Here is a 22,371-nt window from a genome sequence, read left to right on the forward strand (position 1 = left end):
TTCCGGGGGCAAAGGGCTGTCCGTGACGGGCCGCTTACGGCGTACCCGGCGTCCGCGGCCCGTCACGGTTGTACGGGCTGCTCCGTCAGCCGCTCACCGGCGACGGAGACTCGGTCCGGCTGCCGCCTCCGGGGACGGGGACCGTCGCCCCGCGCAGCGGAGTCGCCCTGAGCCGACGGCGTACGCCCTGGACGAGGGTGGGCGCCGTGAACGTCGCGCCGTGGACGAAGCGCATGGCCGGTCCGAACCCGGAGGCGGTCACCAGGCCCGCGAGGAACAGGCCGGGGTGGGACGACTCGAAGCCGCGCCCGGTCGCCGGGGAGCCGTCGGGCAGGACCGCCAGCGCCCCGCGCAGTTCGGCGGAGAGCATGCCGAGCCGGTCGCGCTGCGCCCGGAACCCCGTGGCCGCGATGACGTGCTCGGTCTCCAGGGCGCCCGCGGCGCCCTCGAGGTTCATCGTGTCCAGCCGTACACCGCCCGGTACCGCGCAGGCCGCGGTGACCCTGTGGCCCGGCAGCAGCTCCACCGCGCGCTCCACCCGGTCCCGCACCCACCAGGCCCCCGCCGGCCCCAGTGCCGTCGCCGCGATGCGGGCCCGGGTCGGCTGCGGCAACCGCCGGAAGAGGCCGGGACGCTCCGAGTAGAACCAGTTCCGCCAGCCGGGGCCGAGACCGCTGTGCGGGGAGCGGACCGACTGCCACCAGGGGCGCTCCCAGGGCGGCGGAACGTCGTTCCAGACCAGCCGCTCCGCCCGCGCCAGCACCCGTACGCGCGTGCCCTGCTCGGCGAGCAGCGCCGCCGTCTCCAGGGCCGCCTGGCCGCCGCCGATCACCGTGACGTCCTTGCCGCGGAACTGGTCGAGGCCGCTGTGGTGGCTGCTGTGCGTCACCAGCGACGGGTGCAGTCCGCGCAGGGCGGACGGGACCTCGATGAACGGCATCACCCCGACCGCCAGCGCCACCGTCCGTGTCTGCAGCGCCTGCCCGTCCGCGGTCACCACCGTGAAGCCGTGGGGACCCGACGACACCCGGGTCACCATGCGCTCGTCCACGTCCGGCACGGCGTGGCGCGCGAACCACAGGCCGTACGACGCGAACTCCGCCACCGGAATCGGCTCGGCGTGACGTGCCGTCAGCCCCTGCTCCTCGCAGTACGCGGCCAGGCCCCAGCGTCCGCCCGGATCCGAAAGGTTGGACGCCCAGGGCTCCGACTTCAGGAACATGCCCCCGGGCATGTGGTCCCGCCAGGACGCCATGGGCCGCCCGAACACGCGCAGGCGCAGCCCGGCGGCCGCCGCGTGGGACGCGATCGACAGACCGTACGGACCGGCGCCGACCACCACAAGGTCGTACATCATCAACTGCTCGCTTTCTCGTTGTCGGTCAGGGAGGGGGAGGCCGCCCGGGGGACTTCGGGAAGTGCCGGTGCCGGTGCCGGTGTCTGCTCCGGTGCCGCCGCGCCGGAGCCCAGCCGCTCCCGCAGCCGGCCGGACACATGACGGGCCCACAGGGACCACATCGCCCGTCCGGGGCCGCGGTCGTCCGGGGCGTACCAGGCCAGTTCGCGGCCGCCCGGCGCCGCACGCAGCACCGCGAGCGGCGCGTAGTTCTCCACCACGAACGCCCTCCCAATCACCGGATCCCCGTCCGGCAGCGGACGGCCCGTCAGGTCCAGGTGCAGGGCGCGGACGACGTCCAGTCCCGCCCTGTCCTCGAAGAGGCGGAACTGGGCGCCGGGGCGCGGGTTGAAGTCGAGCAGGTGGTAACGGCCCGTCGTGCCGCAGCGGCGGAAGTCGAGGTCGAAGACGCCGCGGTAGCCCAGTTCACCGGTGAGCCGCTCGGCCAGGGCGCGCAGGTGCGGATTGGGGGCCCAGCTGCCCACCGCGGTCAGCCCCGCGCCGCGCGGCCAGGCCAGCCGCTTGACGCCCGGCCCGCCGGCGCGCACGGCGCCCGACCGGTCGGCGTAGCCGTGGAAGAACCAGTCCCGGTTCGGGCCCGGCGGCAGATACGCCTGCAGCAGGAGCGGGCTGCCCGCCTCCCCGGTGCGCAGGTACAGCTCCCGGGCCTGCTGCGCGGAGCGCACCAGCAGCGTGCTGCGCAGCCCGCTGCCGGCCGGCAACAGCCAGGACCGGCTCCACTTCGCCACCACCGGCAGTCCGAGCCGCGTCGCGTCGTCGGCGGCCCGCTGGGGGCTGTCGGGGATGAGCGTCGTGGGATGCGGAAGGTCCGCCGACGCGCACACGGCCGCCAGTTCCGCCTTGTCGGCCACGCGTTCGGGCAGCGTGCCCGGCATCTCCGGCAGGAGGTAGGAGGGGGCGAGAGCGTTCCGCAGGCGTCCCGCGGCGATCGCGCTCGCGTCGTCCATCGGGACCAGGACGGCGGGACGCGCGATCCGGTCGGCGACGCGGCGCAGCACGGCGAGGACGTCGTCCGAGGACGCTCCGGGCAGCGGCGGGGGATGCAGCCGGCGGACGTAGCGTGAGCTGCGCACGGGGCTTCGGGACTCGTCGGCGACGACGTGCACCTCCACCCCCGCCCTGCCCAGCGAGCGCACGGCCCCGAGCGTTCCGTGGTGGAAGGGATTGTGGTCGACCCGCAGAATCACGGCGGGGACACGTGTGTCGAGCAGCGGCACGAACTTTCTCTTTCTTTTTGAATTCGCTCACCCGCATGGGCGAGCATGGCACTCGAAAGCCTTAGTGGTAGTGGCGTCGGGGGAATTCTTGTGACTGACTTTCGGATGACTGTTCGTCAATAGAGGGTCCGGAGACAGAAAGTCACAAGGACGGACAGGCCGAAGGCCGGAGACGAGAGCGAAGACAGGAGCAGGCATGTCCCCACAGCACGAACGTGTCCGGGTGCGCGGGCTGGTCGTGGGCGCGGTGGCGACAGCCGTGTCGGCCGTCCTGGCGTCCGGCCCCGGGGCAGGGGCGGCGAGCGCCGGTGACGCCGGCGTTCCGGCGCCGGAGCCGACGGCGTCCGCGGCCGCTTTCCCGGACCTCGTACAGCGGCCCGTCCCCGTGCCGTCGGTCCCCGCCCCGTTGATCCCGGCGCCGTCGGTCCCCGCCCCGTCGGTCCCGGTCGTCGTGCCCCCGGCCGTCCCGGTGCCGGGCGCGCAGGGCCCGCCCTTCGGCGCCTTCCTCGGCTCCGACGAGCGGGGCGTGGACCGGATCCGGGAGTTCAGCCGCTGGCTGGGCGGCGCCGAACTCCGCGTCGGCCACACCTACCTGCCCGGCAACCACTGGAGCGACATCGAGGGCGACATCCGCTTCCTCGAGTCGTGGGCGCGCTGGCGCAACGAGAAGGCCGACCGGATGCTCGTCCTCAACGTGCCCCTGCAGGAGCGCAACGAGGCGGGTGTCCCGGACCACGAGGTCCGGGAGCTGTTGCGGCGGGGCGCCGCCGGGGAGTTCGATCACCACTTCCGCGCGCTGGCCGAACGGCTGGTCCGGCTGAAGGTGCCGGACACGATCCTCGTGCTCGGCTGGGAGATGAACGGCGTCACGTACACCCACCGCTGCGGGCCGGACCCGGAGTCCTGGAAGGCGTACTGGAACAGGATCGTCACCACCATGCGTGCGGTGCCGGGCCAGAGGTTCAGGTTCGACTTCACGCCGAGCCGCGGCCGGGACGACGTTCCCTGGACGCAGTGCTACCCGGGGGACGACACGGTCGACATCATCGGCATGGACTCCTACGACCAGCCGGCCGGAATGCCCTTCGACGAACAGGTCGAGGAGCCCTACGGACTTCAGGAACACGTGGATTTCGCGAAAGCCCGCGGCAAACCCATCTCCTATGCCGAATGGGGGCTTTTCCACAACGGCGACAATGCCGAGTACATGCGGCGCATGCTCGCCTGGATGGACAAGCACAAGCCGCTGTACAACACGCTGTCCGACTACTGCCCGCACGGTGTGTGGCGGTGCGACGGAAACCCGGCCTCGTCCCGCGTCTACCGGTCCGTCCTCTTCGGCCGCAACACCGCGGTGCCCCCGGTGCTCGCCCCCGTGCCGCCCGTGCCGCCCGCCCCGCCCGTGCCGCCCGCCCCGCCCGTCCCCACCGCACCGCTGCCCGAGGAGGACTGCTCGCCGCTGGATCTGGGCAGCAGGGTGGAGTTCTGGCTCGGCGGGAAGTTCTGCCTCCGCGTCGACTGGTGACCGCGCACCCGCCGGCGCGACCCTGAGCGCGCCCGCCCCGGCTCTCGCCGGCCGGGCCGGGCTCACCGTCGTCACCGTTGTCCGCGCGCATCGGCGGCGGGAGCGGGGCCGGGCACCGAGGCGGCGGGGGCGGGGGCGTCGTCCCCGCCGGTCCGCCGCGGCCGGGCCAGCAGGGCGAGCCCGCCCAGCAGACCACCCGCACTCGCCCCCACCAGAGCGGTCAGCGCCGGTGAGGCGGACGTCGGCCTGCTCGGCTTCACCGCACGCGAGAACTGCACGAGCCGGACCTGAGTGCTGCTCCTGGCGGCGTCCGCGTGCCGGGTCAGCGCGCGGGAGACCGCGTTGGCCATGTCGACGGCGAGGTCGGGGCGTGAGGAGGTGGCCGAGACGGCGACCATCGGCGCGTCCGGTGACGTCGCCGTGCGCACGCTGTCCTGCAGGGTCCGCACCGGCACGCCCGCCCACACCTGCGCGTCCCCGAGCACCGCGAGCTGCGTGGCCACCCGTCCGTACGCCTGCGCGAACCCGCGGGCGGATTCCGGGGTGGACTGCGCGGTCGGCACGGCGACGACGTAGCTGGTGGCCGTGTACGTCGTGGAGGTGAACAGGCCGTACGCGCCGCCGAACAGGCAGCCGGCCAGGGCGCCGGCCACGATCACGGACCAGGCCGGCAGCCTCCTGGCACGGGCCAGGAACAGACGGAGCCGGAGGGTCGGAGTGTCGGTCATGAGGAGCTTGCTCCCAGAGAGGAGGAGGAAGAGGAGGGGGACGACGACGAACGGGCGACAGCTGCCGTGTACACGTCCATGAGCCGGTCGGCGCTGCGGGTGATGCTGTAGCGGTGCGCGACCTGTGGGGCGGTGCGCGGCAGCGGGCCCGCCGCCCGGACCTCGGAGATCGCCCGCGCGTACGCCTCGGGGCCGCCCCGCACGCGCCGGGCGCCGGCCACGGGCGGCGGCGGCAGGTCCTCGATCGCCGGGCAGGAGGCGTAGACCACGGGCAGGCCCGACGCCAGCGCCTCCACGACCGCCAGGCCGAAGGCCTCCTCCGGGGACGGGGACGCCAGCACGTCCATCGCCGAGGTGAGGGACGGCAGGTCGGGGCCCGGGGAACCGTCCGGAACGTAGGGGCGTTCGCCGGTGAACAGGACCCGGTCGGCCACACCGGCCGCACGGGCCGTGCGGCGCAGGGCGTGCTCCTCGGGGCCGCCGCCCACCAGCAGCAGCCAGTGGTCGTCCGGGAGCCGGGCGAGCGCGTGGACGAGGACGTCGAACCGCTTCCCGGGGGTGAGCCGGCCGACGCCGCCCACGACGAAAACGCCCTCCGGCAGACCGAGCCGGCGGCGGGTGTGCGCGCGCCGCTCCGCCTCGAAACGGAAGCGGTCCAGGTCGATGCCGTTCGGGACGACCTCGATCCGGGGAGCGGGCACGCCCCAGCGCTTCAGCCGGTCGGCCACCGCCGGGGACACGGCGACCGTCGTCGAGCCGAGCCGCTCGCTGGAGACGTACAGCGCGCGCACCCCCGCCGTCAGCCTGCGGCCCTCCATCTGCGAGTCGCCCAGGGAGTGTTCGGTGGCGACGACCGCGCGGACCCCGGCGACGCGCGCGGCGAGCCGGCCGTAGACGCAGGCCCGGTACAGGTGCGTGTGCACCAGGTCGTAGCCGCCCGAGCGGATCAGCCGGGCCAGCCGCGGGAGCGCGGTCACGTCACGGTTGCCGCCCATGCCGAGATGCGTGACGCGGACACCGTCGGCGGCGAGGCCCTCGGCGACCGCACCGGGGTTGGTGAGCGTCACGACGTCGCAGTCGACGGGCAGGTGACGCAGCAGCAGACGCAGCTGCTGCTCGGCCCCGCCGACGCCGAGGCCGGTGATGATGTGCAGAGCCCTCATGTCACAGGCCTCCCGCCGGGCGCCGGCGCAGCCGGTGCAGCCGGTACTTCAGACGCAGGCGCCACGCCGTGTCGTTCTGGCCGATGTGCACGCGCGGCAGGGCGTGCGGGCCGGTCAGCGGGCCGGGGTCGATGGCGCAGGCGTAGGTGTAGCCCGCCTCCCGCACGGCCCGTACGGCGCGTACGTCGACCGTGCCGTACGGATAGCAGAAGCCGTCGACCCGGGCGCCGGTCAACTCCGCCAGCCGCTCGCGGCTTTCGGTCACCTCGGCCGTGAGGGCGAGGTCGTCCGCCCGGGTGAGATCGATGTGGGTCAGCCCGTGCGAGCCGATCTCCACTCCCTCGGCCGCCGCGTACCGGATGCCGTCCGCGGTCAGCAGCGGCTTGCGGGGGCCGAGCGGGTCCCAGGCGTTGTCGCCGCCGAGCCGCCCGGGCAGGACGAAGAGCGTGGCGCCGCAGTCCCAGCGGCGCAGCAGGGGCAGGGCGTCGGTGACGAAGTCGGCGTACCCGTCGTCGAAGGTCAGCCCGACCAGGCGCCGCCCTTCGCCCCGGGCGCGGGCGGCGAGCAGGTGGGCCACGGACACGCCCCGCAGCCCTCGCCGGCGCAGCCAGGCCAGCTGCCCCTCGAGCCGCTCGGGCGTGACCGTGATGCGGTACGGATCGTCCGAGCAGTCGCCCACCGAGTGGTACATCGCCACCCACGGGACAGGGCCCGGGGGCGCGGCGGGACGTCTGCCGGTGTCGAAGGAATCGACGGAGTCGACCGAGTTCACGGAACCGACGGAATCAACGGGAGCGGCCATGGGTGAGCCTTCGTGTGACGGTGCGTACGGAGCGCACGGCGGATGCGGAGCCCTGGACGCCCAGGGACAGGCAGAGCGCGACGAAGACGCCGGTCACGCTCAGGACGCCGGCCGCGAGCCCCGCCACCGGGGACGCGAACCGGCTCGCGGCGAACACCCCGGCGACGGTGGCGACGACCGCGGCGAGCACGGGCCTGCCCAGCTCGGCCAGGACCGGCCGGACCCGCAGGCGGACACCGTGGGGGCTGCCGCGCCGGGACGCTCGCAGACCGGTCAGCAGCAGGGCTGCCGTGACGGTGATGCCGAACGCGTTGGCGGCGGCGATCCCCGCGACCCCCCAGGGGCGCACGGCGACGGCGCCGATCACCGACGTGGCGGCGATGCCCGCGCCCATCACCGCGAGGGGATACCAGCTGGGCCGGCCCGCCGAGAAGTACGAGCGGACCAGCGCCCCCACCAGGGTCTGCCCCAGCAGCCCGAGGGCGTACACGCGCATGACGTCCGAGGTCGCCACGGTGTCGTCCGCGGTGAACGCGCCGCGCTGGAAGAGCAGTTCGATCATCTGCGGGGCGCAGGCGATCACCGCGCCCATGCCCGTCAGCACCACACAGGAGGACAGCACCAGATCCCGCTCCACACGGTCGCGGGCGCGTTCGGTGTCCCCGTCCGCCAGCGCCCGCGCCACCACGGGGAAGGTGACGGTGCACACCATCAGCGACAGTGTCATCGGGATCTGGGCGACCTTCTGCGCGTAGTTCAGGTGCGAGATGGCCCCGGAGGGCAGGGAGGAGGCGAGGAAGCGTTCGACCAGGACCTGCGACTGGCGGCACAGCGCGAAGAGGAGGACGGCGGCGATCAGGGCGAGCCGTACCGGCCGCTCCTGCGCGTCGCCCGTCGCGCCCCGGACGGCGGCCGGGGCGCGGGACGCCAGCTGCCGCCACAGCGACGGCAGTTGCACCAGCACCATCAGACAGCCGCCCACCGCGACCCCGGCCGCCGCCGCGCGCACGCCCCACGTGCGGCCGAGCAGGAACATCGCGGCGATGATGCCGGTGTTGTAGGCGACGTAGATGGCCCCGGGCGCGACGAAGCGGCGGTGTGCGCGCAGGGCGGCGCTGCAGTAGCCGGCGATCCCGAAGGCCAGCAGGCTGATCGCCGTGAGCCGGGTGCAGTCGACGGCCAGCCGGGGGTCGGGCAGGCCCGGCGCGAGGACCTGGACCAGGAACGGGGCCACGGCGGCGACCAGGGCGGCCGCCGCGGCGAAGGCGAGGCACAGCCGGGGCAGCGTGGCGGCGACCAGGGCGCGGACCGGGTCGCCCGGTTCGCCCCGGGCACGTCGGGCCAGTGCCATGCTGAACGCCGGGATCAGCGCGATCGCCAGCCCGTCCTCGATCAGCAGCGTGGCGGCGATCTCCGGCACGGTCCACGCGACCAGGAAGGCGTCCGTGTCGCTGCCGGCACCGAACAGCCGCGCCAGCGACTGGTCGCGCACCAGACCGAGCAGGGAGCCGGCGATGGACAGCGCCGCCGTGACGAGCGCGGCCCGGGCGAGGAACTTCCGGGAGGCCGGGGCCGAGGCCGGATCGGCGCCGTGCCCGGCGGGTGTGGCGGCCCGCGCCGCGGGCACGGTCGCCGCCCCGTCGGTGTCGGTGTCCGTGTCGGGTACGGGGCTCTGCGAGGGCACCACCGTCATCGCGCCGCGGCCCCCTCGACACGCTCCGGTACCGCGCCCGGCGGTACGGCGTCCTCCCGCTCTCCGGCGGTCAGCGCCCACCACGCCGCGAGCCCGAGGCTCAGGGCGATCAGCATCGTCGAGGGACCGCCGATGTCGCCGTACACGAAGTCGGTCAGCAGCCAGAGCAGCAGCCCGCAGGCGACGAGCCCGCAGTCGAGTCCCGGGCCGTGGCCGGGTCCCGGCCGACGGCTGCGGACGCGCAGCAGCCTCCGCAGCCCGCACACCAGCAGCGCCAGCCAGCCGCCGGCGAGGGCGAGCAGCCCGATCACGCCCTGCTCGCTCAGCACCAGCAGGTACATGCTGTGCGGCGAGAGCAGCGCCTGCTTCCGGTACTCCGTCCCCGCGCCCCCGATGTCACTGCCCGAGGACAGCGCCAGGGTGGCGTGCCCGTCGCGGTACTGGGGGAAGCCCTTGAGACCCACGCCGGTCAGCGGCTGTTCGCGCCACATGCCGCCGGCGGCCGCCCACAGGGCGTACCGGTCCACGACGGACTGGTCGGGGGCGTCGCCGACCTGCGCGATGCTGTCGACCCGCTCCTGCAACTGGGCCGTGCCGATGCCGAACCCGCCGGTCAGGACCACGCCCGCCGCGACGACGGCCGCGACCGTCTTCAGCGCGCGCCGCGGCCCGGCCAGGACCAGCTGCACGGCGCACGTCAGGGCGGTCGCGATCCAGGCACCCCGGCTGAAGGAGAGGGCGAGCGGCAGCAGCAGGGCCACCGCGCATCCGGTGGCCGTCATCCGCTGCCACACGGCTGCCCGGCCGAGCGCGATCCCGACCGCGCACACCAGGCCGAGGGAGACCGCCGTCGCCATGCCCATCACGTCGTGGGCGCCGAAGGTGCCGACCGCCCGGACGCCCTCGCCCTGGTAGGAGGCGCCGGTCCCGGTGACGTACTGGTGGACGCCGACGGCTCCCTGCCACAGCGCGAGGCCCACGAACGACCAGGCCAGCACCCGGAAGCCGGTGCGGTCACGGACCAGGACCAGCACGGCCGCCGGGACGAGCACGAAGACCTGCAGATAGCGGCCCAGGCCGGTGAACCCGGCCTCCGGTGAGGACGCGCCCATCGCGGCGAGCGCGAGCCCCACGACCGGCAGGCCCAGCACCACGGCCGCGGCGGGCGACAGCGGGCGCCGCCGCTCGCGCAGCAGGAGGATCACGCAGTACACCACCACCAGGGCGGAGACCACGTCCGCGGGCCCCGCTCCGTCGTACGTCTGCGGCAGGGCCAGCAGGGCGGGCAGGGACACCAGGGGCAGCACCGGCACCAGCCCGGCGGCCCGGCGCGGGAGTGCTGCGGGGGCGAAACTCACGTCGGTCAGCTCCCCGTCGGACGGACCAGCGTGACCGCGGTGCGCAGCAGGATGCAGATGTCCTGCCACAGCGACCAGTCGTCGATGTAGGCGTTGTCGAACCGGCAGCGGTCCTCGATCGAGGTGTCGCCGCGCAGCCCCTGGACCTGGGCGAGACCGGTGATGCCGGTCCGCATCCGGTGGCGGGCCGCGTAACCCGGATAGGTCTGACTGAACTGCGAGACGAAGTAAGGACGCTCGGGGCGCGGGCCGACCAGGCTCATGTCGCCGCGGAGCACGTTCCACAGCTGGAGCAGTTCGTCGAGCGAGGTGCGCCGCAGCATGCGGCAGAACCGGCGCATCTCGTCCTCGTTGGCCACGCTCCACCGGGTCGCCGACTCGTGCTCGTCGACCGGCCGGTGCGTACGGAACTTCAGCAGCGTGAACGGTTCGCCGTTCCTGCCGATGCGCTCCTGCCGGAACACCACGCCCGGCCCGTCGCTGAGCCGCAGCGTCAGCGCGCACGCCAGCAGCAGCGGACCGGCCAGCAGCAGCAGCGTTCCCGACACGAGGATGTCGAGCACGCGTTTGCCCGCACTGCCGCGGCGCACCGGTGACAGGTCCAGGCGACGGCACGGGAACCCGGCCAGCCGCTCCTTCGCCGGATGCGCGAAGGAGTCGGCGTCGACCTCCCAGACCACGCAGCCCGAGTCGGCCAGTGCGCGCAGCAGCGGGCCCTGGCCGGCGCGTACCGAGGGGTGGACGGCCAGCACGGCCCGCACCCCGTTCTGGATGACCGCCCGCTCGACCTCCTCACCGGCGCGCAGCACCGGCAGGCCCTCGGTGCCGTCCGGCTGCTCGGCGACCACCCCCACCGGCCGCACGCCGCACCGCGGGTGCCGCAGCAAAGCGGCGGCCACGCGCTGCGCGGTCGCCGCCGGGCCGACGACGAGCGCCGCGTGCGGGTGGCGCCGCAGCGCCGCGCGCCGCCGCCCGTGCACGGCCGCGCGCAGCGCACAGCCGGCCGCCGACTGCAGGACGAGGCCCGTCAACACGGTGCCGGCGGACAACGCCTGCTCCGGCCGGTACGCCGCCCAGAGCGCCGCGGGCGCCAGCCAGGCCACCGCGACACGGCCGCACACGGCGGGCAGTTCGTCCAGCAGTCCCGGCCCCGGCCACCGGCCGCCGCGAGGGCGCGGCAGCAGTGACGCGGCGATCAGCAGGACGACGAGCGGGGAGTGCCGCTGGGCGCCGGACAGCGCCAGCGTGCCCAACAGGGCGGCGGCGGCGTCCGCGAGGAGCAGCGGAACGGGCGAAGCCGGCCGCGCCACAGGGCGCGGGACGGGCAACCGCGGCCCGTCGGCGGTGCCGCGCGGCGGCATGACGGAAACGGGCGAGGAGCCGTGCTCCCGCGGCGGTACGCCGGGGGAGGGCACGGTGCGTTCGGCGGTCACGAGCGGATGGACTCCCTGCACTTGGTGGGCTCGGCGCGCTGCGCGGTCCGGTTGGCCGTTTCGGCGCGGCGGTCCGCGTCGAGCGGCTGCGCCTGCTCGGCGCCGCGGGCCCGGCCGCGCCCGACGGCCCGGGACGGACGTGTCCTCCTGCTGGAGGGCCAGGTGCCGAGCAGGTCGCGGTAGACGTCGGCGACCTGCGCGGCGGTGTGCCGTACGTCGTGGACGGACAGCACGTGCCGACGGCCCAGAACACCGAGCGACTCACGCAGCGGCGGGTCGAGCAGCAGCCCGGACAGGGCCCCGGCCAGCGCCTCCGGGTTCTCCGGCGGTACCAGACAACGGGGGGCGAAGGACGGCGGCAGGCTCTCGCGGGCGCCGTCGACGTCCGTGACCACCACGGGACGCCCGCAGGCCATCGCCTCCAGCGGGGCGAGGGCCATGCCCTCCCAGCGGGACGGCAGGACGACGAGATCGGCGGCCTGGTACCAGGGCGAGGCGTCGGGGACGGCTCCCGCGAACAGCACGGACCCCGGGGCCCGTGCGCGCAGCCGGTCGTGGTCCGGCCCGTCGCCGACCAGGACGAGCCGTGCGGCGGGCACCTGCCGCACGACGGCGTCCCACGCCCGCAGCAGGACGTCCTGCCCCTTCTGCCGGCAGAGCCGCCCCACACAGACCACGAGCGGCGTCGCGGGGTGGAGGGCGGCGAGCTGGTCGAGCCCGGCCCGCACGGTGTCGGTGCCGGCCGGGCGAAAGCGCTCTGGGTCGATGCCGTTGGGGACGACGGTCCACCGTCCGGTGATCCCGGCGTGCACGCCGGTCGCCCGTTCCGCCTCGCTCACGCACACCACCCGTGCGGCCCAGCGCGCCCCCCACCGCTCCCACGTGAGCGCGAGCGCCGCGGTGGCCCCGCCCACCGCCTCGAACGACCAGGCGTGCGGCTGGAAGACCGTCGGAATCCGTCCGCGCACCGCGAGCCGCCCGGCGAGCCCGGCCTTCGCGCTGTGCGCGTGCACCAGATCGGGGCGCACCTCGTCGATCAGCCGCGCGAGGTGCGCCACCTCCCGCACGAGCGACGGACCGGGCGACCGCGTCGACCGCCAGTTCCGCACCTGCGCGCCGAGCGCCCTCAGGTGGAGGGTGAGTGGGCTGTCGGGGCAGACCGCGATGACGTCCAGGCCGTCCGCCACCTGCGTACGGACCAGGTCGGTCAGCACGCGCGCGACCCCGCCGTCCACCGGCTGGGTGAGGTGCAGTACCCGCGGCCGGCGGCCGGAGGGGGGCAGGTCCATGGGCACGGACTCCTCGCCGGCGACCGCGTCCGGAACGGATGGTGGCGTGTCCATCACCGGGCGTCGACGGCGGTGAAGAGCACGCCGGCCCAGGCCGCGTCCGCCTGGGACGAGAGCAGGAAGCCCACCTCGTCCCCGGCGCGCAGCAGGTCACTTCCGAGGGTGAACACGTCGGAGTCGTAGCCGAGGGTGTTGGAATACGCCGGCACCCGCGCCGGGGCAGCCCCGGCAGGCCCGCTGACGGTGGAGTTCAGGACGTCGCCGGCCGGGTTGGCGGAGTCGGTGAGCGCCACGGCGGAGGCGGGCGAGCCGCTGGTCACGGTGAGCGAGTCGCCGGTGGTGCCGCGGTCGCCGTTGTACGCCACCAGCCCCACCAGGCCCTCCGCGCCCACGGGGAGGTCCAGACCGCTGAGCCGGACCTCGGGTCCCGTGCGGGACATCAGCGGCGCGAAGCCGTCCCAGAGCGAGAGGTGCCGCAGCGGCTCCGCCGGGTTCTCGTACGCCACCACCAGGGTCCAGCCGCCCCAGGCGCCGGCCGCCGACCGGCCGGCGGCCACGTTGACCTGCGCCACGGTGTACAGGCCCGGCCCGCTGTCCCGCACCATCCCGGTCACGTCCGCCGAGGCCTGGAAGGCGTCCGCGCCGTCCGCCACGTCGTGTCCGACGACGGTGTCCGCGAGGAGCTCCTTGTAGTCCCCGCCGGGTTCGGCGATCAGCACCCGCTCGTTGTCCTGTGCGGGCTTCTGTTCGCCCACGCGCAGGTTGCCGCCCCAGTACAGGCGCGCGTACGTCACCCGGGAGCCGGAGGGCAGGCGGACCTCCGCGCGGGAGGAGTTGTAGGTGTTCGGGTCGCGGTCGACGTCGACGTAGAACATGTCGAAGTCGCCGTTCACCGCCTGCGCGCCCGCCTGCGCGTCCGCGCACGCGGGGGGCTGGTTCGTGCGGCAGGTGGCGGAGGAGTTGGCCGCGCGCACGATGCCGCCGTGCTGGAGCGCGTGATACCGCTGGCCGAACGCGAGACTGCTCGCTTCCGGCGCGGGCGCCGCGGCAAGGGAGGAGGCGGCCGGGGAGGCGGCCGGAGAGGCGCAGGGTGCCCACATCGCGACAAGTGCGAGGACGCCCACCGTGGCAGGGCGAAGCAACTGGCCCAGGGAATGGCGCATGACCGTCGGAGCCTTTCGGAACGGATGGCGGTGACCGGATGGGTGAAGACGACGTCCGCGGCCGGCGGCGCCGTCGGTGTCGGAGCCGTGCCTGAGCACGGCGACGACGAGCAGGACCGCCGGAATGAACAGGCAGTACGGCGAGTGCGATGCGTCCGCCTCTGGGGGTGCGTCGGCGTAACTCTAGCCATCAGTCGGACAAATTTGCCGAAACTCGGCCAACGCCGACAAGTGTGTTGGAATCGTGAAGTCGGCCCTTCGCGGGGTGACACCCGGGCAGTCCCCGCCCGCCCCCTCTCCGGGCAGGACAGGGCCACAGGGGTGAGGGCGCGGCGCCGAAGGCCCGCCGCGCCCCTCGTGCGGGCCGGGAACCCCGACGTCCGCGCTCACCGTTGCGCCGGCGCCGGTGACGCCGCCTGCCGTTTGATCTCATATGACGACTCGTCAATCCGTGGTCGCCCGGTTTCCGCACCGCCCGGGGATCGTTAGGCACGACGAGACAAAGCCCCCTCCGGCGACGCGCGTTGCCGAAGAAAGGAACATGATGAAGTCCCTGAAGGCTGCTGCCGTCATTGCCGGGTCCCTGATCGCCGCCGGCATGGCCGCGCCCGCGTACGCACAGGACGTCACCGACCTGGCGTCCACCGGCCTCGACACCGGCCTGAACACGCGTACCGCGGTCCCCTTCGAGCTGATGCCGCTGCACGACGAGTCGAGCGACACCGAGAACCGGAGCAGCTCGGTGTTCGGCACCGCGGAGGAGGCGGCGGCCGTGGTGAACAAGGCCAAGCCGGTGCACGGCGATCTGGGGCTGCACGCCTGAGGCACGCCGCACGAAGCCGGCCCCCGGTGCGGACCGAGGGCCGGCTTTCGTATGTGCGCCCCCTCACCGCGCGGCGGTGACCACGCGGCGGTGACCACGCGGCAGGTCCGGCGGTCGGGGCAGCGGGCAGCCGTACGGGCAAGGATTGGATCACGGTCGTCGCCACGGGCGGGGCACTCCTGGGTGCCGGGGACGGCCGGTGGCACGTCACGGTGGACGGCCACCCCTCGCATCTGAGGCGCCGCGCCGGAAACGGCCGGCTGGGCACGGCCGGCTGAGCACGGTCGACCACTGCTGCTCGTGCCGGACACCGCTCGAAGCCGCCCATGCCGTCGTCGACGTGCTCGGCCCCGGCGGGCGGCTGCGTGATGCGGCGTCGGCACCGGCGGGCAGGGAGCACGCGCACGGGGAAGGCCGGCATGGCGTACGTGTGTAAGCAAGGACACCGGCGCGCTCACGGCGGCCGGGAGGCGACGGTTCGTCAAGGCGCTGCTGGAGGTGTGGCGCGGCACGAGAAGCTGCCGCCGCGGGACGTGGCACCGGACCGGCTGGAGGACGTCGGCCGGATCTGCCGGTACGCCCGGGGGACGGGCTCGCCGGTGCAGGGGAGAGCCCCGGCGCTCGGGCGTGCCGGGGCTATCGGGCCGCCGCGGCGGACGTCAGCGGCCGTGACCGCCGTTCACGCAGTGGTTGCCCGCGGCGGGGTCGAGGAGGCCGATCACGCCGACGGTGTTGCCGCACACGTTGACCGGCGCGTGGACCGGAACCTGGACCACGTTGCCGGACACGACACCCGGCGAGCGGGCCGCCATGGCGTCGGCGTCCGCCGCGGCCACACCGGCCCCGCCGAGCACCACGGCCCCGCCGAGCATCACGGCCCCCGTGCCGAGGGCGACAGCGCCGACCTTCGCGATGCGGGACATCACGTTCTCCCTCACCGATCCGGTGAGCGCGGCAGCGTGACGCGCGGCCGCACGACCCGCCCAACGCGAAGACCTCGCCCCGGTCACGGTGCTTGCCTCCGGATCACCCCTTGACGGTGACAGAACCGGACGGGAAACCCCCGTTGGTCCATCCGCCGGACCTGCGGCAGACCTCTGACATGCATCTTCACGAGAAACTTGCACAGATGGGCGTTTTGGCTGTCCAAAGTCGAAAACGTCCCTTACGTTAACCACTGAAAGTGACTGGCCACAACGGGCCGTGTCCACTCGGGAATCGGAGAAGTAATGCGCAAGTACCAGAAGGCCGCTGTCGTCATGGCCATGCTCGGCAGTGTCGGCTTCCTCGGCGCCGGCGTCAGCCACGCCGGTGACGAGCCGTCGTACGAGCTCAACAACGAGCAGACCACGACCTGCGCCCAGGACAACTCCGTCCAGGGCCTCGTCAACATCGACGACGTCAACGCGGGCGTCGGCGCCCTGCTGGGCCTCGGTAACGCGGAGAACGCCGAGACCAACGCGGTGACCTGCGCCTCCAGCTTCGCCCTCGGCGGCTGATCACCGACAGGTGATCCAGGTGGGTCCCGGGGCCCGGGCCCGGCGTCCGGGCCCCGGGCCCGCCCGGCGACGGGTGCGGTGGCATCCATTTCCGAAGGTGCGACGCGGCGTTTCATCTACCGACCGGCGTAAACGTCGCCTACATTAGCGACTGTAAGTGACCGGGCCATCACGGACCGTGTCAGTACGAGAATGGAGCAGTAATGCGCAAGTACCAGAAGGCTGCTGTCGTCATGGCCATGCTCGGCAGTGTCGGCTTCCTCGGCGCCGGCGTCAGCCACGCCGGTGACGGGCCGGAGGCCGAGCTCAACAACAAGCAGACCACCACCTGCGTCCAGGACAACTCGAAGCAGGGCCTCATCAACATCGACGACATCAACCTCGCGGTCGGCATCCTGGGCCTCGGCAACGCCGAGAACGAGGAGACCAACGCGGTGTCCTGCGCCTCCAGCTTCGCCATCGGCGACGAGTGATCACTGCCAGGTGATCCGGGCAGGTCTCGGGGCTCGAACCAGGCGTTCGAGCCCCGGGGCCGCCCGGCATGTCGGCCGTTCCGGGTCTCCGGGACGGCTCCGCCGCTCAGCGGCGGCAGGTCGACCGTCAAGGAAAAAGGTAGATGTTCAAGTCGAAGAAGACCGCAGCGGCGGCGGGGGTTCTCGGAGGGCTCACGCTGATCGGCGCCGGTGCTGTTCAGGCCTTCGGTGCCGATGACCCGGGCAACTGTGTCAAGGACGAAAAGGGCACTGTTCGCTGTGTGCAGGTGAGCGAGCAGGAGATCACGACCGACCAGTACGGAAAGATCCACTTCGTCAACAAGTCGGAGCAGTCCTGCTCCGGTGAGAGCACCGAGGTCTCCTGCACCAACAGCGTTGTCCTCCCGGACGAGAAGTCCTGACGTCTCCCGTCGGCGGAGCGCCGCCGTTCACGGCATCCCTCACGTCGGCATCCCCCGCGTCGGACCACCCGTACAGCGGACAGTGGCCGGAACCCGGTACCGGGTCCCGGCCACTCGTCGTATGTCCGTCACCGGCCTGCCGTCGCGCGGACGAGACCGGCACCCGGCGACTCCACGGGGGTGCAGTAGGGCAGGCCGTCGACGGGGCGGTCGGTGCAGAAGCGGCCGATCAGGTCCGAGGACTCCTGCCTGCGCTCGACGGTGACCAGATGGTCCGCCTCCCTGACCGTCGTGAACCGCGCCGCCGGAATCGTCGCGGCGAGCTCGCGGCCCATCTGCGGGGTGCACAGGGTGTCGTGCTCCCCCGTGAACACCAGCGTCGGCACGTCGGGGACGGGCAGGGGCTCGTAACAGCCGTGCGTCATCAGCCGCGTGTTGTGCTCCACCGCGTTCCTGAGCTCGTCCGGGGTCTGGTTCATGAACTGGTGACGGAGCAGACGCGCGACGGCCGCGTGCCTGCGGACCTGACCGGCGCCCGGGTTCGACATGAACAGCTCCACCAGACCGCCGGCCGCCGCTTCGATCTCGCCCCGCTCCAGCGCCCGTGACAGGCGCGGTACGGCATCGGTGTAGATCTCGGGGAGGCGCTTGGCCGCACCGCAGAAGACGATGCGGCGCACGGAGGCGGGATGCAGCTGCGCGAAGCGGAGGCCGACGACTTCACCGAAGCAGCCGCCGAAGAGATTCACCGGCGGCATCCCGGTCTCCACCAGCATGTGCTGGACCGCGGCGGCGAGGAAGTCGATCCCGTGGCGGGCGGGCAGGAAGTCCGCACTGCCGTATCCGGGAAGGTCCACGGTGATCACCGTGCACAACGGCGCCAGCCACTTCTCGTGCCCCTGCCAGGAGTACCGGTTCTGGGACGAGCCGCCGAGCAGCAGCAGCGGCGCTGTTCGCGGAGCGCTCTGACGGACGATCCGGCACCCGTATGCGAAGCCCTCGAACGTCAGGCTCCGTTCCTCCACCTGCTTTTGCGGGGGAGAACCGGACCCGAGGCGCTGTGCGTTCAGTGAGACCTGGGCGGTGGGGAGGGCTGGGCACATGGACGGCTCCGGAACAGGGAAATGACGGCGAACCAGTTCATGATGACCAACCGTCACGTTTCTGGTTCGTAATCACTCATTTGTGGGCGATCCCGTCATGGAGGCATACGCGGCCAGAGCCCCGGCGCTCGAGGTGCCGGGGCTCTGGCCGTTCTGCCGATGACGCGTCCGGGATCAGTTCCCGTACGCGCCCTTGTGACCCTTGTGGCTCTTGTGGCCCTTGTGGTGCTGACCGTCCTTGTTCACGCACGTGTTGCCGAACGCCGGGTTCAGCGCGCCGACGACGTTGACGGTGTTCCCGCACACGTTGACCGGCACGTGGACCGGAGCCTGGACAAGGTTGCCCGACAGGACTCCCGGGGAGTGGGTTGCGGCGCCCTGGGCGCCCGCGTCCGCCAGGGCCGCTCCGGCCCCGCTCAGCGCCACGGCACCCGTGCCGAGTACGACGCAGGCTGCCTTCGCGATGCGCGACATCACGTTCTCCTTCTGATTCGATGAGCACGGCCGCAGGGGGCGCGGCCGTGCTCCCCGTTCAACGCGAAGAGGCACGACGGGTCACGGGGTCAGCCACAGATCACCCTGGGCGAGGGGGATTTCCTTCGGCCCCCGGCCCTTTCAGGGCAGGCGCCGGACCGGCGCGCCGTCGAGGAAGGCACGGATGTCCTCGACCGCCTGGCCGTAGTACGTGGCGTAGTTGGCGCGGGAGACATAGCCGAGGTGCGGGGTGGCCAGCAGACGCGGGGCGGTGCGCATCGGGTGGCCGGCGGGCAGCGGTTCGACGTCGAAGACGTCCACGCCGGCACCGGCGAGGCGGCCCTCGCGCAGCGCGGCGAGCAGGGCGTCCTGGTCGACGATCGCCGCGCGGGAGGTGTTGACCAGATAGGCGGTCGGTTTGAGCAGGGCGAGTTCGACGGCGCCGAGCAGGCCGCGGCTGCGTTCGCCGAGCGCGAGGTGCACGGAGACGAAGTCGCTCTCGCGCAGCAGGTCCTCCTTGGACGGGGCGAGCTCCACGCCCACCTCGTCGGCACGTTCCTGGGTGAGGTTCGGGCTCCAGGCCCCGACGCGCATGCCGAAGGCGAGACCGACCCGGGCCACCCTGCTCCCGATCTTCCCCAGGCCGAGCAGCCCGAGGCGCCGTCCGTGCAGGTCGGCACCCACGGTGCGCTGCCAGGGGCCGCCGGCGCGCAGGCCGTTGCTCTCCTCGACGATGCCGCGCGCCAGGCCGAGGAGCAGGGCCCAGGTCAGCTCGACGGGCGGGGCGGGGGAACTGGCCGTACCGCACACGGTGACACCGTGCGCCTCGGCGGCGGCGTAGTCGATGACCGAGTTGCGCATGCCGGAGGCGACGATCAGCTTCAGCCGGGGCAGCCGGGCGATCAACGACCCGGGAAAGGACACCCGCTCCCGCAGTGTCACCACGATGTCGGCGTCGGCGAGCGCGTCGGCCAGGGCATCCTCGTCGGCGAAGTGACGATCGTACGAGACCACTTCGACGTCCTTCGCGACCGGTCCCCAGTCGGCGGCCTCGGCGGCCGCCCCCTGGTGGTCGTCCAGCACCGCACACCGCAGCCGCATGCCGCTCCTCCTCGCCGGTGGTCCGGGGCGATCAAGTTACCGTCCCGCGGCCGGTGCCGGCCGGTCAGGTCGGCGGGACCGGGCGGTAGCGCAGGTTCACCGCGGCCGTGGGATCACCGCCGTTCAGCAGCGCGAGCCGGACGGGGACGCCGCCGGGGCGGTCGAACAGCCGGATCCCGTCCCCGAGCAGCACGGGCGCGATGTGCAGGTCCATCTCGTCGACCAGACCGCGTTCCAGCAGTTGCCGGGCGATGCCGGCCGTGCCGGGCGAGAGGACCTCGAGGTTCTTGCCCGGCAACGGCCTCCAGCCCGATCCGGACCGCTTCGGCCACGCCGCAGCTCAGGAACGTCACACCGTCGGCGGGCCGCGCGTCCTCCGGGTGGTGGGTGAGCACGAACAGCGGCCCCTGCCACGCGCCCCGTGGATCATGCCGGCGCCGGGTGGGAGTTCCAGCCGTCCCGGCCGCCCAGAACGGCGCCGGTCGTCTCCGCGTACTCGTCGATGGGTCCGGAGCGGTGCGAGAACCCCGTCATCCAGTCCATCGCATGCCCCGGCCCCGCCACGAACCCGTCCAGCGACAGCCGCTCGTCAGCGCACAGCAACCGGGTGGAGGCGCTTGGCCTCCATGCACTGTAGGAACTGGACACGAAAGACCCTCACCGGCGTTTTTGCTGGTGAGGGTTGGTTTGCGCCCCCGGCAGGACTCGAACCTGCGGCCAAGCGCTTAGAAGGCGCCTGCTCTATCCACTGAGCTACGGGGGCCGGGTGTGGTGGCCTCTGTCGTGGTGCCCGGGTGGCCCCGGTCCCTGACGTGCCGGGGACAAGGATAGGGCTCCCGTGTCCTTGCCCCTGCCGCCTCTCCTCCGTGGCTCGATGTGGAGGTTCGGTGAAGCGGTCCCGATAATCGCAGGCAGGTGCGAATCGCGCACCGCTTTTGGCCTCCCGCGCATCGGGTGTTGTGCACTCGTTATGCCTCGGCTGTGCGCGCGCCCCAGTCGTCCCTTCCATCCGCTTGTGGTCGACCGGCGCGCAGACAGGGTCATATGCTTCAGAATTCCCGCGAAATTGGGCATTCTTCGCATGTGGTGACCTTGGACGTACGGCCTCAGCTGCTCGACGCACTTTCCGCCCTGCGCGACCGTGTCGCCGCCGCGCGCTTCCCGCTGCCTGTGGCGGGGGCCGCACGCGCTCGTGCCAACCGTGACGAACTGCTCGCGCAGCTCGACGACTATCTGGTGCCCCGCCTGAGGGAGCCCCAATCACCGCTGCTCGCCGTGGTGGGGGGGTCCACCGGGGCCGGCAAGTCCACCCTGGTGAACTCACTCGTGGGGCGGCGCGTCAGCGAGGCGGGCGTGCTGCGGCCGACGACACGGACACCGGTGCTCGTCTGCCACCCCGAGGACCACCACTGGTTCAGCGGAATGCGCGTGCTGCCCGACCTCACGCGCGTGTGGGGGCCCCGACGGGAGACCGACGACCTGCTGCTGCCGGGAGAGAACCCCGCGCGCGTCCTGCGCATCGAGACCGCCGACACCATCCCGCCCGGCCTCGCCCTGCTCGACGCCCCCGACATCGACTCCCTCGTCGCCGACAACCGCGTCCTCGCCGCCGAACTCATCTGCGCCGCGGACATCTGGGTCATGGTCACCACTGCCGCCCGCTACGCCGACGCCGTGCCCTGGCACATGCTGCGCGCCGCCAAGGAATACGACGTCAGCCTGGTGACCGTCCTGGACCGGGTGCCCCACCAGGTCGTGTCCGAGGTGTCCCGGCAGTACGGCGCCCTCCTCACCAAGGCCGGACTCGGCCACGTACCGCGCTTCACCGTGCCCGAGCTGCCCGAGTCGGCCTGGGGCGGCGGGCTTCTGCCGGCCTCCGCCGTGGCGTCGCTGCGGACCTGGCTCGTCCACCAGGCGCAGGACCCCGCCGCCCGCGCGCACGTCATGGCGCGCACCGCCCACGGAGTCCTCGACTCCCTCAACTCCCGCATGCCGGAACTCGCCGGTGCCACCGCGGCGCAGCACGCCGCCGCGCTGCGGCTCACCTCCGCCGTCGAAGGGGCGTACGACAAGGAGCACGCGCGCCTGCGCGGCCGGCTGCAGGCCGGAACCGTGCTCGCCGGTGACGCGCTCAAGCGGTGGCGCGCCTTTCCGCTCGACTGCACGCCCAGGGAGCTCCTCGACACCCTCGTGGAGGGCCTGGGCGCCCTGCTGCTGTGTGCCGTCGCCGCCGCCGACGAGCGGGTCGACACCGCCTGGAGACGCGAACCGGCGGCGAAAGCACCGGAGTTCACCGACCGCGACGGGGTGACGGAGAGCGCCGAGCACCGGATCGGGCTGGCCGTACGACGATGGCGGCGCGAGCTGGAGGAGTACGCCGAGGAAGAGGTCCGCGAGCTCGACCGCGGTGCCGCCGCCGATCCCGAGACGGTCGCCGCCCTGGTCGCCACGGCGCTGCTGAGCGGGCGCCGGGCACGGACCGCGGGGGAGAAGCTCGCCCAACGCATCGGCGCGCGCGGGGCGGTGCGGCTGCGTGACCGGGGCGGGCGGCTGCTCATCGAGTACGTGGACCGGATCATGCACACCGAACGCGAACGCCGGCTCGCGCCGCTCGACGCGCTCGAGGTGCATCCGGAGCCCCAGGCCGAACTCATCGCCGCGTTGTCCGTACTGCAGAAGGAGAGGTGA

General features: G+C 73.2%; 22 protein-coding genes and 1 tRNA gene. 6 read left to right on the forward strand and 17 right to left on the reverse strand.

All coding sequences use genetic code 11. The features are described from left to right. Positions 1-85: 85 nt before the first annotated feature. A complete protein-coding gene (locus ACFWVE_RS28310) occupies positions 86-1,354 on the reverse strand; it encodes an NAD(P)-binding domain-containing protein (RefSeq protein ID WP_384019836.1) in 1,269 nt (422 codons plus the stop codon). Positions 1,355-1,356: 2 nt separating this feature from the next. Then, entirely contained in the window at positions 1,357-2,634 is a 1,278-nt protein-coding gene (locus ACFWVE_RS28315; protein ID WP_384019754.1) for an ATP-grasp domain-containing protein, read from the reverse strand. Between the two features lie 196 nt (positions 2,635-2,830). On the opposite strand from ACFWVE_RS28315, the gene ACFWVE_RS28320 reads away from it, so the two are divergent. After that, positions 2,831-4,159, forward strand: coding sequence for a glycoside hydrolase family 26 protein (locus tag ACFWVE_RS28320; protein WP_384019757.1), 1,329 nt, complete (start codon positions 2,831-2,833; stop codon positions 4,157-4,159). Positions 4,160-4,230: 71 nt separating this feature from the next. On the opposite strand, the gene ACFWVE_RS28325 is transcribed toward ACFWVE_RS28320, so the two are convergent. Genes ACFWVE_RS28325 through ACFWVE_RS28360 form a run of 8 tightly spaced genes read right to left on the reverse strand, consistent with a single transcriptional unit; the run spans position 4,231 to position 13,788 of the window. After that, the gene (locus ACFWVE_RS28325; RefSeq protein WP_384019761.1) at positions 4,231-4,887 is read right to left on the reverse strand and encodes a lipopolysaccharide biosynthesis protein; all 657 of its coding nucleotides are present in this window, start codon (positions 4,885-4,887) and stop codon (positions 4,231-4,233) included. Beyond that, entirely contained in the window at positions 4,884-6,050 is a 1,167-nt protein-coding gene (locus ACFWVE_RS28330; protein WP_384019764.1) for a glycosyltransferase, read from the reverse strand. The genes ACFWVE_RS28325 and ACFWVE_RS28330 overlap by 4 nt, the downstream gene beginning before the upstream one ends. Before the next feature lies 1 nt (position 6,051). Further along, positions 6,052-6,852, reverse strand: coding sequence for a polysaccharide deacetylase family protein (locus tag ACFWVE_RS28335; protein ID WP_384019767.1), 801 nt, complete (start codon positions 6,850-6,852; stop codon positions 6,052-6,054). Then, a complete protein-coding gene (gene murJ / locus ACFWVE_RS28340) occupies positions 6,836-8,545 on the reverse strand; it encodes a murein biosynthesis integral membrane protein MurJ (RefSeq protein ID WP_384019770.1) in 1,710 nt (569 codons plus the stop codon). The genes ACFWVE_RS28335 and murJ overlap by 17 nt, the downstream gene beginning before the upstream one ends. Then, positions 8,542-9,903, reverse strand: a complete 1,362-nt coding sequence (locus ACFWVE_RS28345) for an O-antigen ligase family protein (protein WP_384019773.1) — start codon at positions 9,901-9,903, stop codon at positions 8,542-8,544. The genes murJ and ACFWVE_RS28345 overlap by 4 nt, the downstream gene beginning before the upstream one ends. A 5-nt stretch (positions 9,904-9,908) precedes the next feature. Continuing rightward, positions 9,909-11,336 carry an exopolysaccharide biosynthesis polyprenyl glycosylphosphotransferase gene (locus tag ACFWVE_RS28350; RefSeq protein ID WP_384019776.1) on the reverse strand — a complete coding sequence of 476 codons (1,428 nt, stop codon included), beginning with the start codon at positions 11,334-11,336 and terminating at the stop codon, positions 9,909-9,911. Next, positions 11,333-12,625 carry a glycosyltransferase gene (locus ACFWVE_RS28355; RefSeq protein ID WP_384019779.1) on the reverse strand — a complete coding sequence of 431 codons (1,293 nt, stop codon included), beginning with the start codon at positions 12,623-12,625 and terminating at the stop codon, positions 11,333-11,335. The genes ACFWVE_RS28350 and ACFWVE_RS28355 overlap by 4 nt, the downstream gene beginning before the upstream one ends. A 53-nt stretch (positions 12,626-12,678) precedes the next feature. Then, complete coding sequence (locus ACFWVE_RS28360) at positions 12,679-13,788, reverse strand: DUF3344 domain-containing protein (RefSeq protein WP_384019782.1); 1,110 nt, start codon at positions 13,786-13,788, stop codon at positions 12,679-12,681. A 541-nt stretch (positions 13,789-14,329) separates the two neighbouring features. Here ACFWVE_RS28360 and ACFWVE_RS28365 point away from each other — a divergent pair. Continuing rightward, a complete protein-coding gene (locus tag ACFWVE_RS28365) occupies positions 14,330-14,611 on the forward strand; it encodes a hypothetical protein (RefSeq protein ID WP_384019785.1) in 282 nt (93 codons plus the stop codon). A 659-nt stretch (positions 14,612-15,270) separates the two neighbouring features. Here the strand turns inward: ACFWVE_RS28365 and ACFWVE_RS28370 are convergent. After that, complete coding sequence (locus tag ACFWVE_RS28370; protein WP_384019787.1) at positions 15,271-15,534, reverse strand: chaplin; 264 nt, start codon at positions 15,532-15,534, stop codon at positions 15,271-15,273. 306 nt (positions 15,535-15,840) lie between these two features. Here ACFWVE_RS28370 and ACFWVE_RS28375 point away from each other — a divergent pair, with 306 nt between their 5' ends. The 3 genes from ACFWVE_RS28375 to ACFWVE_RS28385 all read left to right on the forward strand — a co-directional run bounded on the left by ACFWVE_RS28375 (position 15,841) and on the right by ACFWVE_RS28385 (position 17,005). Beyond that, positions 15,841-16,110, forward strand: coding sequence for a hypothetical protein (locus ACFWVE_RS28375; protein WP_384019790.1), 270 nt, complete (start codon positions 15,841-15,843; stop codon positions 16,108-16,110). Positions 16,111-16,313: 203 nt separating this feature from the next. Then, a complete protein-coding gene (locus ACFWVE_RS28380) occupies positions 16,314-16,583 on the forward strand; it encodes a hypothetical protein (protein WP_384019793.1) in 270 nt (89 codons plus the stop codon). A 143-nt stretch (positions 16,584-16,726) separates the two neighbouring features. After that, positions 16,727-17,005 carry a hypothetical protein gene (locus ACFWVE_RS28385; protein ID WP_384019796.1) on the forward strand — a complete coding sequence of 93 codons (279 nt, stop codon included), beginning with the start codon at positions 16,727-16,729 and terminating at the stop codon, positions 17,003-17,005. A gap of 128 nt (positions 17,006-17,133) precedes the next feature. On the opposite strand, the gene ACFWVE_RS28390 is transcribed toward ACFWVE_RS28385, so the two are convergent. The 6 genes from ACFWVE_RS28390 to ACFWVE_RS28415 form a co-directional block, all read right to left on the reverse strand. Next, the gene (locus ACFWVE_RS28390) at positions 17,134-18,108 is read right to left on the reverse strand and encodes an alpha/beta fold hydrolase (RefSeq protein WP_384019799.1); all 975 of its coding nucleotides are present in this window, start codon (positions 18,106-18,108) and stop codon (positions 17,134-17,136) included. Between the two features lie 174 nt (positions 18,109-18,282). After that, positions 18,283-18,582, reverse strand: coding sequence for a chaplin (locus tag ACFWVE_RS28395; RefSeq protein ID WP_384019801.1), 300 nt, complete (start codon positions 18,580-18,582; stop codon positions 18,283-18,285). Between the two features lie 141 nt (positions 18,583-18,723). After that, positions 18,724-19,683: a D-2-hydroxyacid dehydrogenase family protein gene (locus ACFWVE_RS28400; protein ID WP_384019803.1), complete on the reverse strand. Its 960-nt coding sequence runs from the start codon at positions 19,681-19,683 to the stop codon at positions 18,724-18,726. 64 nt (positions 19,684-19,747) lie between these two features. After that, the gene (locus ACFWVE_RS28405; RefSeq protein WP_384019807.1) at positions 19,748-19,981 is read right to left on the reverse strand and encodes a dihydrofolate reductase family protein; all 234 of its coding nucleotides are present in this window, start codon (positions 19,979-19,981) and stop codon (positions 19,748-19,750) included. Between the two features lie 128 nt (positions 19,982-20,109). Continuing rightward, positions 20,110-20,331: a hypothetical protein gene (locus ACFWVE_RS28410; protein ID WP_384019810.1), complete on the reverse strand. Its 222-nt coding sequence runs from the start codon at positions 20,329-20,331 to the stop codon at positions 20,110-20,112. Positions 20,332-20,373: 42 nt separating this feature from the next. Then, positions 20,374-20,446 (reverse strand) — tRNA-Arg (locus ACFWVE_RS28415). Positions 20,447-20,766: 320 nt separating this feature from the next. Here ACFWVE_RS28415 and ACFWVE_RS28420 point away from each other — a divergent pair. Further along, a complete protein-coding gene (locus ACFWVE_RS28420) occupies positions 20,767-22,371 on the forward strand; it encodes a dynamin family protein (RefSeq protein WP_384019813.1) in 1,605 nt (534 codons plus the stop codon).

The organism is Streptomyces sp. NPDC058632, from assembly GCF_042717095.1.
Lineage (GTDB): Bacteria > Actinomycetota > Actinomycetes > Streptomycetales > Streptomycetaceae > Streptomyces.